At 69.3% G+C, this 12,030-nt stretch carries 11 protein-coding genes; 3 read left to right on the top strand and 8 right to left on the bottom strand.

Annotation, left to right across the window (positions count from 1 at the left end; all coding sequences use genetic code 11):
• Window positions 1-41: 41 nt before the first annotated feature.
• A complete protein-coding gene (locus LX88_RS19220; RefSeq protein WP_258949138.1) occupies window positions 42-1,556 on the bottom strand; it encodes a phytoene desaturase family protein in 1,515 nt (504 codons plus the stop codon).
• Window positions 1,557-1,620: 64 nt separating this feature from the next.
• Between LX88_RS19220 and fdhD the strand changes: the two genes are divergently transcribed.
• From fdhD to LX88_RS19205, 3 genes are read left to right on the top strand one after another with little or no spacing between them, the layout of a single operon-like run.
• Window positions 1,621-2,448 carry a formate dehydrogenase accessory sulfurtransferase FdhD gene (gene fdhD / locus LX88_RS19215; protein WP_258949137.1) on the top strand — a complete coding sequence of 276 codons (828 nt, stop codon included), beginning with the start codon at window positions 1,621-1,623 and terminating at the stop codon, window positions 2,446-2,448.
• Window positions 2,435-3,565, top strand: a complete 1,131-nt coding sequence (locus LX88_RS19210; protein WP_258949136.1) for a CaiB/BaiF CoA transferase family protein — start codon at window positions 2,435-2,437, stop codon at window positions 3,563-3,565. The genes fdhD and LX88_RS19210 overlap by 14 nt, the downstream gene beginning before the upstream one ends.
• Window positions 3,566-3,604: 39 nt before the next feature.
• The gene (locus LX88_RS19205; RefSeq protein ID WP_258949135.1) at window positions 3,605-4,486 is read left to right on the top strand and encodes an alpha/beta hydrolase; all 882 of its coding nucleotides are present in this window, start codon (window positions 3,605-3,607) and stop codon (window positions 4,484-4,486) included.
• On the opposite strand, the gene LX88_RS19200 is transcribed toward LX88_RS19205, so the two are convergent.
• The 7 genes from LX88_RS19200 to LX88_RS19170 all read right to left on the bottom strand — a co-directional run bounded on the left by LX88_RS19200 (window position 4,483) and on the right by LX88_RS19170 (window position 11,853).
• The gene (locus LX88_RS19200; RefSeq protein WP_258949134.1) at window positions 4,483-5,781 is read right to left on the bottom strand and encodes a serine hydrolase domain-containing protein; all 1,299 of its coding nucleotides are present in this window, start codon (window positions 5,779-5,781) and stop codon (window positions 4,483-4,485) included. The two genes, LX88_RS19205 and LX88_RS19200, sit on opposite strands and share 4 nt — an antisense overlap.
• A 21-nt stretch (window positions 5,782-5,802) precedes the next feature.
• Entirely contained in the window at window positions 5,803-7,020 is a 1,218-nt protein-coding gene (locus LX88_RS19195; RefSeq protein WP_258949133.1) for a serine hydrolase domain-containing protein, read from the bottom strand.
• Window positions 7,017-8,318 carry a serine hydrolase domain-containing protein gene (locus LX88_RS19190; protein WP_258949132.1) on the bottom strand — a complete coding sequence of 434 codons (1,302 nt, stop codon included), beginning with the start codon at window positions 8,316-8,318 and terminating at the stop codon, window positions 7,017-7,019. The genes LX88_RS19195 and LX88_RS19190 overlap by 4 nt, the downstream gene beginning before the upstream one ends.
• Before the next feature lie 43 nt (window positions 8,319-8,361).
• Window positions 8,362-8,940: an RBBP9/YdeN family alpha/beta hydrolase gene (locus LX88_RS19185; RefSeq protein WP_258949131.1), complete on the bottom strand. Its 579-nt coding sequence runs from the start codon at window positions 8,938-8,940 to the stop codon at window positions 8,362-8,364.
• Window positions 8,941-9,005: 65 nt separating this feature from the next.
• Entirely contained in the window at window positions 9,006-10,286 is a 1,281-nt protein-coding gene (gene clpX / locus LX88_RS19180) for an ATP-dependent Clp protease ATP-binding subunit ClpX (protein ID WP_030479397.1), read from the bottom strand.
• Window positions 10,287-10,615: 329 nt separating this feature from the next.
• Window positions 10,616-11,230 carry an ATP-dependent Clp protease proteolytic subunit gene (locus LX88_RS19175; protein WP_090071479.1) on the bottom strand — a complete coding sequence of 205 codons (615 nt, stop codon included), beginning with the start codon at window positions 11,228-11,230 and terminating at the stop codon, window positions 10,616-10,618.
• A gap of 35 nt (window positions 11,231-11,265) precedes the next feature.
• Window positions 11,266-11,853 (bottom strand): ATP-dependent Clp protease proteolytic subunit, encoded by a 588-nt coding sequence (locus LX88_RS19170; protein WP_090071481.1) that lies wholly within the window; start codon window positions 11,851-11,853, stop codon window positions 11,266-11,268.
• Window positions 11,854-12,030 lie beyond the last annotated feature (177 nt).

Genomic DNA, 12,030 nt, shown 5'->3' with positions numbered 1-12,030 from the left:
CCAACTGTAACCAGAGATGACGCGGAGTGTCATCAAAAATGTCAAATGCGTTCGAGCACTGCCCTCGCAGCGTTGTGGCCGCCGATGCCGCTCACGCCGCCGCCGCGCCGGGAGCCCGCTCCGCAGACGAAGACGTTGTCCACGTCGGTCTCCACGCCCCACCTGCCGACCTGCTCGTCGGTCTCGGCGAACGGCCAGTCGAGCTCGCCGTGGAAGATGTTGCCACCCGGCAGGCCGAGCTCCTCCTCCAGGTCGAGCGGGGTGCGCGCCTCGATGCACGGGGCGCCCTGAGCGTCGACGGCCAGGCAGTCCTGGATCGGCTCGACGAGGTGAGCGTTGAGCTGGTCGAGGTAGCGCCGCACCAGTTCGTCGCGCAGCTCGGTGTTGCGGCCCTCGAACAACGACGCCGGCAGGTGCAGGCCGAACAGCGTCAGCGTCTCGTGGCCGGCGAGCGACGGCCCGAGGATCGACGGGTCGGTCAGCGAGTGGCAGTACATCTCGCCCGGAAGCACCGACGGCACCTGCCCGGCGGCGCTCTCCAGGTACGCGGTCTCCAGCTGGTCGTAGGACTCGTCGAGGTGGAACGTGCCCGCGAACGCCAGCCGCGCGTCGACACCGGACTTCAGCTCGGGCAGCCTGCGCAGCAGCATGTTGATCTTCAACTGGCAGCCGGGAGCGTCGTGGACCTCCTTGCCCCGCAACCGTCCCAGCACCGACGGGGCCACGTTCGACAGCACGAACCGGGCCTCGGCCGTCTCGTCCCCGTACGTCACCGAGGCGGTCCTGCCGTCCGACTCGACGGACGTGACCTCGGCACCGGTGACGATCCGCGCACCGGCCTCGCGCGCGACCCGTTCCAGTTCGGCGGTGACCCCGCCCATGCCGCCGACCGGGACCTTCCACTCCCCCGTCCCGTTGCCGATCACGTGGTAGAGGAAGCACTTGTTGGCGCGCAACGAATGCAGCGACGAGTGCGTGCCGATCAACGCGTCCGTGGCGACGACGCCGCGCACCAGGTCGTCGTCGAACAGCTCCTGCAGCGTCGCGCCGAGCGGCCGTTCGAAGACCTGCTCCCACAACCGGCCTCGCACCGCCGCGTCGACGCGCAGACGCAGATGTTCGCGGGACACCAGCGGTTCCAGCAGGGTCGGCGCCAGCGCCTGTGCCAGCAGCTCCAGATCGGCGTACCAGCGCTGCCACCGCTCCCAGTCGCCGAGCGACCCGCACACGGCCTCGAACGACTTCACGGTCGCCTCGCCCGGCGAGCGCTCGACCAGCAGCCCACCCTTGCCGTTCGGCGTGTAGGAGGAGGCCGAACGGGACTTCAGCGCCAGCTCCAGCCCCAGGTCCGACACGATCTGATCGGGCAGCAGTGAGACGAGGTACGAGAAGCGCGAGAGCCGGGCGTCGACGCCCTCCCACGGTGAGGCGCTCACCGCCGCCCCGCCGACGTGCGGCAGCTTCTCCAGCACCCTGACCGACTTCCCCGCCCTGGCGAGGTACGCGGCCGCCACCAGCCCGTTGTGGCCGCCCCCCACGATCACGACGTCGTCCATGCCCCGGAATCCCTCCCACGTAGCCTGGTCGGTGGGAACTTAGCGGTCCGAAGGAGATGTGCACATGGGCCGAGTGACGGTGCGCCGAGCGGTCGAACGGGTGTCGCCGAGCGGCCGCCTGCGCAGAGTCGACTCGCTCGCCGCCGAGGAGCCGCTGGAGCTGCGGGTCAACGGGAAGGCGCTGGCGGTCACGATGCGCACGCCCGGCCACGACGTCGAGCTCGCGCACGGCTTCCTGCTCAGCGAGGGCGTCATCGGGTCGTCGAAGGACATCTCGATCGCGCGGTTCTGCGAGGGCACAGGGCCGGACGGGATGAACACCTACAACGTGCTGGACGTCGCGCTGGCCGAGGGCGTGCCGCCGCCGGACACCGGGGTGGAGCGGAACTTCTACACCACGTCGTCGTGCGGGGTGTGCGGCAAGGGCGCGCTGGACGCGGTCAAGCTCAAGACCCGCTACTCCCCCGCGCTGGACGAGGTCCGGGTCACACCCGAGGCGTTGACGGGCTTCCCGGACGCGTTGCGGGAACGGCAGAAGGTCTTCGAGAGCACCGGCGGGCTGCACGCGGCCGGGCTGTTCGTCGACGGTGAGCTGCTGGTCGTGCGTGAGGACGTGGGGCGGCACAACGCCGTCGACAAGGTGCTGGGCTGGGCGGTGCTGCAGAACCTCGTGCCGGTGCGCGGCGCGGTGCTGATGGTGTCCGGGCGGGCGTCGTTCGAGCTGGTGCAGAAGGCGGCGATGTCCGGGATCCCGGTGCTGGCCGCGGTGTCGGCGCCGTCGTCGCTCGCGGTCGAGCTGGCCGAGGAGCAGGGCATGACGCTCGTCGGCTTCCTGCGCGGCGACTCGATGAACATCTACACCGGTGGGGAGCGCGTGGTTGAGACCGCTTGACGGCGTCGTGGTGGTGAGCCTGGAGCAGGCCGTCGCCGTGCCGTACGCGACGCGGCTGCTGGCCGATCTGGGCGCGCGGGTCATCAAGGTCGAACGGCCCGGCACCGGCGACTTCGCGCGCCACTACGACTCGTCGTGCGGCGAGGTGTCGTCGTACTTCGCGTGGACGAACGCCGGCAAGGAGTCGGTGTCGCTGGACATCAACCACCCCGACGGCCGTGAGGTGCTGGACCGGCTCGTGGCACGGGCCGACGTGCTGCTGTGCAACCTGTCGCCGCGGGTGTGGCAGCGGCTGGCGCTGGAGCTGCCGCCGGCGTTGATCGTCGGTGAGCTGTCCGGTTACGGCTGGGACGGCCCGTACGCGGACCGCAAGGCGTTCGACGCGCTGGTGCAGTCCGAGGCCGGGCTGGTGTCGCTGACCGGCGAGGGCGACGTGGTGGCCCGCGCCGGCATCTCGGTCGCGGACATCGCGGCGGGCGTCCAGCTCCAGGCCGCCGTGCTCGCGGCGTTGCTGCAACGCGGCCGGACGGGTGAGGGCGCACGACTGCGGTTGTCACTCTTCGGGGCGATGGCCGAGTGGATGCACCAGCCGATGCTCTACGCCGCCGGCACGGGCGCCGCGGCCCCGCGTTCGGGTGCGCACCACCCGAGCATCGCGCCGTACGGTCCGGTGGCCTGCGCGGACGGCGCCGTGCACCTCGCCGTGCAGAACGACGGCCAGTGGCAGCGGCTGTGCGGCCTGATCGGGCTCGCCCCGCAGGAGAGGTTCGCCACAGTGGCGTCGCGGGTGGAGCACCGGGCGGAGCTGCAGAAGCTGCTCGAACAGGCGTTTTCGGACCTCACCGCAGCCGAGTCGCTGACCACTTTGGACGCCGCCGACGTGCCCGCCGCACTGACCCGCCCGATCACCGACCTGCCCACCCACCCGCAGCTCGACACGTGGGTTGACGTGCGCGTTCCCGGCGGAACGGCGCGGATGCTGCCGCCGCCGGTAACCGGTTTCGAGTGGTCGCCGGGTGCGGTCCCGGCACTCGGCGAGCACAATCAGGACGTGCTGACGTGGCTGGGCTATTCGAGTGAGGAACTGTCTTCCTTGCGCGTGCGTTCCGTCCTCTGAGAAGGAAACGAGGAACGGTGCCCACGCGATGAGGTGAGCATGGGGGAACCGAGGTACAGCCGCCGCACCCTCCTCGCGGCGATCGGCGTGGTCATCGCGACGGCCACCGGGGTGGTGACGTACGTGTCGTCGTCGTCCGACGCCGTCGAGCGGCAGATCGCGACTGCGGACAAGGTGCGGGCCACGTCCGCCGCGAAGCCGGCGATCCGCTTCGAGCGCGTGTACTCGGCCGCCCGCCACCGCGAGGTCACCCTCGCCTTCTACCTCCCGGCCGGCGCGAACACCCGCGGCCTGCCGATGTCGATCCTCCTGCACGGCCTGCACGGCGACGCCAGGCACGCCGCCGTGGGCAACCTGACCGAGGTCCTGGCCGCCGCCGTCGCGAAGGGCTCGGTGCCCGCGTTCGGCTTCGTCGCGGTCGACGGCGGGGACAACTACTGGCACGAGAACGTCCCCGGCGACGACCCGATGGCGATGTTGCTCGACGAGGTCCCGCGCTGGCTCAAGGAACGCGGCTACGGCGAACCGTTCGCGGTGACGGGCGTGTCCATGGGCGGCTTCGGATCGCTGCTCTACGCTCGCCGCCGGGCAGAGCGCGGCGACCCGGTCGCGGCCGCCGCGGCCATCTCCCCCGGCCTGATCACGACGTGGCCGGAGATGGCCAAGCGGCGTGCGTTCAAGAACGAGCGCGAGTGGGCGTCGCTCGACCCGCTGCGCCACCTGAAGTCGACCGGACCGACCGCGCTGGGCGTGTGGATCGGCGACCGCGACAGGTTCATCGAGGGCACCCGCCGGTTCATCCGCGACGTGCGGCCCGAGGCGAGCGCGGTCAAGGGCGGCGGGCACGACGACGGGCTGTACCGCAAGGTGACGCCCGACGTCGTGCAGTTCCTCGCCAAGTACGCCAAGCGCGCCGTCTAGACCCTCATGGCCGCACGCCCCCAGTGCAGCCACTTCACCCGGTCCTGCTCGTCGCGGCCGCACAGGACGATCACCGAGTGGTTTCCGTCCCCCTTCTCGACGGCGATCAGCGCGTCGTCGCGCAGCCCGGTGAACTCGTGCTCGTCCCCGTCGATGAAGGACTCCCAGCCGGGGTCGAGCCGCTCGTACCGCAGCTTGACCCTGCCGCCGTCGCCTTCGGTGACGTGCAGTTCCAGGCCGGTGGACCGGTACACACCGACGACCCGTTCGACGTCCACCGGCACCGGGAACTGCGGCGGCGTGGGGAGGGAGGGCAACGCGACGCCCGCCAGGTCGCCCAGCACCGCGTCGTAGACCGCCCGAGCCAGCGACAGGGTTTCGCCGCCGTTGGTGAGCACGGCGATCGCGAGCCCTGACTCGGGGATCACTCGCAGGTAGGCCCGGTAGCCCAGGGTCGATCCGGTGTGGCCGATGCCGGTGACGCCGTTCGCGTACTCGTGCAGCGCCCAGCCGAGCCCCTGCTTGCCGCCTTGCCCGAAGTCGGGTGGCACGACCTGGACCTCGCGCATCGCGTCGAACTCACTGGTGCGGAGGTGCATCCGCACGAAGTCCAGCAGGTCCCGGGCGCTCATCGCGAGCACCGTGCCCGCCGGCGCGTCGCCCTCGGCCATGAGCTTGCCGGCGGGCTTCAGCTCCTTGCCCACGTGCCCGGTGGCGAGGGTCTGCGCGGCGTACTCGGCGTGGCTCGCGGCCGCGGCGCGCAGGCCCAGCCGCTCGATGAGGCGTTCCCGCAGGACTGTGCGGAAAGGCTTGCCGCGCAACATTTCCACGATCCGGCCGAGCAGCGTGAAGCCGCTGTTGCAGTACGTGTAGAACTCTCCTGGCGGCGCCTCCTGCCGCGCCTCCGCCATGCGCCCGACGTACTTCTCCAGCATGTCGTCACCGCTGCCGGTGTCGTGGAACAGATCACCCTGGAAACCCGCGGTGTGGGTGAGAAGGTGCCGTGGCGTGATGATCCGCGCGGCCTGTTCGTCGGCGAGCATGAACTCCGGCAGCACGTCGCGCACCGGGCGGTCGAGGTCGAGCAGGCCCTCGTTCACCAGTTCCTGCACGAGCGTCGCCGTCCAGACCTTGGTGATCGACCCGATCTGGAAGATGGAGTCCGTCGTCACCTTCTCGCCGGTGACGTTGTTCAGCACGCCTGCTGCCATGTCGACGATTGCGCCGTTGTGCAGCACGGCTACTTGGGCGCCTACGACGCCGTGTTCCTCGACCAGTTCGTCCAGATTGATCATGTTTCTCCCCCAGGAGGTTTCTCAGATCCGGGCGGCGGCCCGCCCGAAGTGCAGCAGATCACCCATCAGCACCAGCACGGTGTGCGGTTTCTCCAGGGCGATCAAGGCGTCGTCGCGCAGAGCCGCGAACTCGCGTTCCTCGCCGTCGAGCTCGACCCGCACGCGGCCGTGTTCTGCTTGCGTGACAACCACTTCGTGGCCGGCGCAACGGTAGGTGCCGAGGAAGCGCCCGTCCACCGGTCCGGGTGCGCCGGGCGGTGCCGGTGGCTTCGGCCTGCGCACGGCCGCGAGTTCGCTGAAGACGTTCTCGATGACGTCGTCGAACACTTCGCGTGCCTCGCCGCCGTTGGTCAGCAGGGCGACCGCGATTCCGCGTTCCGGCGCTACCCGCAGGAACGAGGCCAGGCCCCTGTTCGCGCCGTGGTGGCCGATCACCAGGCCGCCGGAGTAGTCCGGCAGCTCCCAGCCCAGACCCCAGGAAGCGTGATTCCCGAAGTCCGGCAACGAGACCTGCGGCTCGCGCATCACCGCGAACGCCGGCGTCGCCAGGTGCATGCGCGCGAACGCGAGCAGGGTCCGCGCGCTCATCGCGAGCGCCGACCCGGCGGGCCAGTCGGACTCCGGGCCCGGATCGGTCACCGGTCGACCGTCCTCGTGCCCGACGGCGTGCGACGCGGTGCGTTCCGCGTAGGCCGTCGCGACGGTGAGCCCCAGCGGTGCTGCCAGCCGTTCCTTGAGGACGGCGTTGAAAGGTCTGCCGCGCAACACTTCCACGATCCTGCCGAGCACGGTGAAGCCGCTGTTGCAGTAGGACCACACCTCACCCGGCGGCGCGATCTGCGGGGCGTCGGCCAGCCGTGCCACGAACTTCTCGACCGCGTCGTCACCCGAGCCGGTGTCGTGGAAGAGGTCGCCGTCGATGCCGGACGTGTGGGTCAGCAACTGTCGCGGCGTGATCACCGGGCGGAAGCCCGGCAGAACGTCACGCACCGGACCGTCGAGGCCGAGCTTGCCCTCGTTCACCAGTTCCTGGACGAGCGTCGCCGTCCAGACCTTGGTGATCGACGCGATCTGGAAGAGCGACTCCGTCGTCACCGGCGCCCGCGTGCCGGCGTTCAGCACTCCTGCGGCCACGTCGGTGATCTCGCCGTCGGCCAGCACGGCGAGCTGCGCACCGACGACGCCGTGTTCGTCGACCAGTTCCGGGAACCTGCGGGCGACCCACTCGGCGGCGTTCACCGTCGCACCGCCGCCCTGCCGAAGTGAACCAATCTCACCTGGTCACCGCGACGGACCAGCCGGAGCACGCTGTGCGGCTCGTCCACGGCGATCAGGGTGTCGTGGTCCAGGGCGGTGTACTCGGTGCCCTCGTCGGCCATCGTCGCCTCAGCGATCCAGTTCCGCGGCTCGTACCGGACCCGCACCCGGCCGGCCGAGGCCGGAGTCACGTGGATGTTGACTGCGGAAGAGCGGTAGACGCCGGTGACGCGGTCGGCCTCCACGGGGATCGCCGGTACCGGCGGCACGGGGAGCTCGGCGAGGCGGACACCGGCCAATTCGGCGAGCAGGTGGGAGAACACGGCGCGCTGGAGCTTCCCGGCAGCACCTCCGTTGGTGAGGACCGCGATCGCCACGCCCGCGTCCGGGAGCACGCGCAACGCCGCGTCCTGGCCCATGGTGGCGCCACCGTGGCCGATGCCGACGGTGCCGTCCGGGTAGTTGTGCACTGTCCACCCCAGACCCCAGCCACCGCCGTCAGGCGTCTTCACCTGTTCCACGCGCATCGAGTCGTAGGTCGTCGTCTCCAGGTGCATGCGAGCGAAGCTCACGAGAGAGCGCGCGTTCATGGCGAACGCCGAACCGGCGGGAGCGTCGGAGCCCGGCATCATCCTGGCGACGGGGCGCTGCGTCCCTCCGACGGGCAGATGGCCTTCCGCGACCTGGCGGACCGGGTACTCGTCGTAGTGCGTGACCACGTTCGTCAGGCCCAGCGGCGCCACGAGCCGCTCACGCAGCACCACGTGAAAAGGCTGGCCGCGCACCACCTCCACGATCCGGCCCAGCACGACGTAGCCGGCGTTGCAGTACGAGAAGAGTTCACCCGGCTCGGTGAGCTGACGCGCGTCGGCGAGCCGCGCCACGAACTCCTCGACGCAGTCGTCGCCCGTCCCGGTGTCGAACCACTGGTCGCCCTCGAAGCCGCCGAGATGGCACAGCAGCTGCCGCGGCGTGACCACTCGCGCCACCTGCTCGTCGGCGAGGCGGAAGCCGGGCAGGACCTCGCGCACCGGACGGTCGAGGTCGAGCAGGCCCTCCTCGACGAGCTGCGCGACCAGCGTCGCCGTCCACACCTTCGTGATCGACCCGATCTGGAACAACGAACCGGTGGTCACCGGCTCGCCGGTGGCGGTGTTGAGCACGCCCGCGGCCACGTCGACGATCTCCCCGTCCGCGAACACCGCGACCTGGGCACCGACACCGTGGTCCGCGACGAGCTCGGGCAGCCTGCGGTGCAACCAGTCGATCGCTTCGTTCACGTTCCCCCCAGGAAGTGATGTGCAGGCCCTGTCCTGCGCGGCTCTAGCGCGGTGAGAGCGGCACCGTCTTCGACCGCACCCACTTGAGCACCGCGGGCCACTCCCCGTAGCCCGCGTCGATGTTGACGTGCCCGGCGCCCGGCAGGACGTCGATCTCGATCCGCAACGCCTCGGCGAGCTCCTTCGCAGCCTGCATCGAGCAGTGCGGGTCGCCCTCGCCCGCGACCAGGCGGGTGTGGGTGGCGGCGCGGCGCAGGTTCGCCGGGTCGAGCGGGGCCGGGAAGAACGACTTGATGGCCGGTTCCGGGTGGTCCAGCGCCGGCGGGGCGACGAGCAGCACGCGGTCGACGTGGGCGATGGACTCGCGGGCCGCGTGGTGCAGCCAGAGGTAGCAGCCGAGCGAGTGCGCCACGACGACCCGTTCACGGTCGGTGGGCAACGCCTCGAGGTGCGTGTCGAGTTCGCGCAGCCACGTGTCCCGGTCGGGTGCGTCGGGGCTGCTGAAGTGCGGCAGGTCGGCGAGGCCGCCGTGCTCGGACACCGTCTGGGCCAGCCAGCGCTGCCAGTGGCCAGGGCCGGAACCGGTGTAGCCGTGGAGCAGGAGCACGTGAGGCAGCGACATGGCTCCACCTTAGAACGAAGAACGGCCCTGGCAACGAGTCGCCAGGGCCGTTCCAAGAAGATCACTTACGCGGACTTCTCCCGGCGTTCCCGGCGCGAGGGCTGCCGAGCCACGATGGTCGGGTTCACGTTCTCCTTCACCGTCTGCTCGGTGATGACGACCTTGGCGACGTCCGTGCGGCTGGGGATGTCGTACATCACCGGCAGCAGGACCTCTTCCATGATCGCCCGGAGGCCACGAGCACCGGTGCCACGCAGGATCGCCTGGTCGGCGATCGCCTCGAGCGCGGTCTTGGTGAACTCGAGCTCCACGCCGTCCATCTCGAAGAGCTTCTGGTACTGCTTCACCAGTGCGTTCTTCGGCTCGGTGAGGATCATCACCAGAGACGGCTTGTCGAGGTTCGTGACGGAGGCGACCATCGGCAGACGCCCGATGAACTCGGGGATCAGGCCGAACTTGATCAGGTCCTCCGGCATGGAGTCGGCGAAGAAGTCCGACGACTCCACCTCGGCCTTGGAGCGGACCTCGGCACCGAAGCCCAGACCCCGCTTGCCGACGCGGTCCTGGATGATCTTCTCCAGACCCGCGAAAGCACCGGCCACGATGAACAGCACGTTCGTCGTGTCGATCTGGATGAACTCCTGGTGCGGGTGCTTGCGGCCGCCCTGCGGGGGCACCGAGGCGGTGGTGCCTTCCAGGATCTTCAGCAGTGCCTGCTGCACGCCCTCACCGGACACGTCGCGCGTGATCGACGGGTTTTCACTCTTTCGAGCGATCTTGTCGACCTCGTCGATGTAGATGATGCCCGTCTCGGCGCGCTTCACGTCGTAGTCGGCGGCCTGGATGAGCTTCAAGAGGATGTTCTCGACGTCCTCACCGACGTACCCGGCCTCCGTCAGCGCTGTCGCGTCGGCGATGGCGAACGGCACGTTCAACATCTTCGCAAGCGTCTGCGCGAGGTAGGTCTTGCCGCACCCCGTCGGGCCGAGCATCAGGATGTTCGACTTCGCCAGCTCGACGCCGTCGTCACGACCCTCGCGCCCGCGGTCGCCCGCCTGGATGCGCTTGTAGTGGTTGTAGACGGCGACGGAGAGGGTGCGCTTGGCGTCACTCTGTCCGATGACGTACTGGTCGAGGAACTCGTGGATCTCGGCGGGCTTCGGCAGCTCGTCGAGCTTCACGTCGCCGGCTTCGGCCAGCTCCTCCTCGATGATCTCGTTGCAGAGATCGATGCACTCATCGCAGATGTAGACGCCGGGGCCGGCGATGAGTTTCTTCACCTGCTTCTGGCTCTTTCCGCAGAAAGAGCACTTCAGCAAGTCGCCGCCGTCACCGATACGCGCCATGACCGCTGACCTATGTCCCCTCCGGCGCACACCTGCTGTAGTGCGCCTGCTGACTTGCTGTGGCAGTCCCACTGGCTGTGGGTGCTGAGCCCGTTCTCCTGACGGTACCTGGCCGACCCCGTTTCAGGGGAGGACCCGCGTCCCCCGACGCGCCGATCAGGCCGGACATCCGGTCACATCGGCGTGTCGGGTGGGTGCGCGATGCCCAGGAGCCGGGGATTTTCCCAGCCACCAGGACAAGGCCCGGAACCTGGAGCGTTCCCAGGCGGACACCGGGCGGCGGGCGAGGCGAGCGCTCTTCACGAACGCACCTCACCCACCGTCGCCCGTCAGGACTTGGCGGAAAGCTTGCGGTAGGGCAGCACCGTGTCGACGATGCCGTATTCCCGTGCCTCTTCGGCCGTGAGGATGCGGTCGCGCTCGATGCTCTCGCGAACCTCCTCCGCCGTCCGGTTCGTGTGCCGCGCGAGGGTGGATTCCATCAGGCGGCGCACGCGCTGGATCTCGTTGGACTGGATCTCCAGGTCGGACACCTGACCGTACGCGCCCTCCATCGAAGGCTGGTGGATCAGGATTCGCGCGTTGGGAAGCGCGTGGCGCTTACCAGGCGTTCCAGCCGCCAGCAGCACGGCCGCGGCGGAGGCCGCCTGGCCGAGGCAGTAGGTCTGGATGTCCGGGCGGACGAACTGCATCGTGTCGTAGATGGCCATCAGCGAGGTGAACGAGCCACCCGGCGAGTTGATGTACATCAGGATGTCGCGGTCCGGGTCCTCGGACTCGAGCACCAGCAGCTGCGCCATGACGTCGTTCGCCGAAGCGTCGTCAACCTGCACGCCGAGGAAGATGATGCGCTCCTCGAAGAGCTTGTTGTACGGGTTCGACTCCTTCATGCCGTAGCTGGTGCGCTCCACGAACGACGGCAGCACGTACCGCGACTGAGGCATGTGGAACTGGCTCACTTGAGGTCTCCTAGCTGACGTCAGTTGTTCGAGTCGCCGACGGGCTGAGCCCTGGTGACGACCTTGTCGACGAAGCCGTACTCCAGCGCTTCCTGCGCCGTGAACCAGCGGTCGCGGTCGGAGTCGCGGGTGATGGTCTCGAGGCTCTGCCCGGTGTGCTCGGCGATGAGCTCGGCCATCTCGCGCTTGGTGCGCGTCAGCATGTCCGCCTGGATCGCGATGTCCGCGGCCGTACCACCGACACCGGCCGACGGCTGGTGCATGAGGATGCGGGCGTGCGGGAGCGCGTGGCGCTTGCCGGGCGTGCCGGCGGAGAGCAGGAACTGCCCCATCGAGGCCGCGAGGCCCATGGCGTACGTGGCCACGTCCGGCTGGATCAGCTGCATCGTGTCGAAGATGGCCATGCCCGCCGTGACGGAACCACCCGGCGAGTTGATGTAGAGCGTGATGTCCTTGTCGGGGTCCTCAGCGGCGAGGAGCAGCAGCTGAGCGGTGATCTGGTTGGCGATGCCCTCTTCGACCTGTGATCCCAGGACGATGATTCGCTCGCGGAGCAGCCGCTCGTACACCGAGTCGTTGAGGTTCATCCCGGCGGTCACCGACCGCATCTCGGGGGTCGGGAAGGAGTGCTGCGTCACGTCTGCCTGCCTAACTCCAGGTGGAACGAATCTGGAAGCGAAAAACTCTCTGCGATCGACCTTAACGAAGGCGGGCGGCGTCAGATGCCCGACACCGCCCGCGTTCGCTATCAGCTGTATTTCCGGAGCTCGCCCACTCGCGGGGGA

The sequence above is a fragment of the Lentzea californiensis genome (assembly GCF_024648825.1).
In the GTDB taxonomy this organism is placed as follows: Bacteria; Actinomycetota; Actinomycetes; order Mycobacteriales; family Pseudonocardiaceae; genus Lentzea; species Lentzea californiensis.
The sequence above is the reverse complement of the archived record's forward strand: the minus strand, read 5'-3'. Positions and strand labels throughout refer to the sequence as shown.

Excerpts from the sequence above, each read along its gene's own strand:
- LX88_RS19220 (WP_258949138.1), bottom strand. The coding sequence starts at position 1,556 with ATGGACGACGTCGTGATCGTGGGGGGCGGCCACAACGGGCTGGTGGCG.
- fdhD (WP_258949137.1), top strand. The coding sequence starts at position 1,621 with ATGGGCCGAGTGACGGTGCGCCGAGCGGTCGAACGGGTGTCGCCGAGC.
- LX88_RS19205 (WP_258949135.1), top strand. The coding sequence starts at position 3,605 with ATGGGGGAACCGAGGTACAGCCGCCGCACCCTCCTCGCGGCGATCGGC.
- LX88_RS19200 (WP_258949134.1), bottom strand. The coding sequence starts at position 5,781 with ATGATCAATCTGGACGAACTGGTCGAGGAACACGGCGTCGTAGGCGCC.
- LX88_RS19185 (WP_258949131.1), bottom strand. The coding sequence starts at position 8,940 with ATGTCGCTGCCTCACGTGCTCCTGCTCCACGGCTACACCGGTTCCGGC.
- clpX (WP_030479397.1), bottom strand. The coding sequence starts at position 10,286 with ATGGCGCGTATCGGTGACGGCGGCGACTTGCTGAAGTGCTCTTTCTGC.
- LX88_RS19175 (WP_090071479.1), bottom strand. The coding sequence starts at position 11,230 with ATGCCTCAGTCGCGGTACGTGCTGCCGTCGTTCGTGGAGCGCACCAGC.
- LX88_RS19170 (WP_090071481.1), bottom strand. The coding sequence starts at position 11,853 with ATGCGGTCGGTGACCGCCGGGATGAACCTCAACGACTCGGTGTACGAG.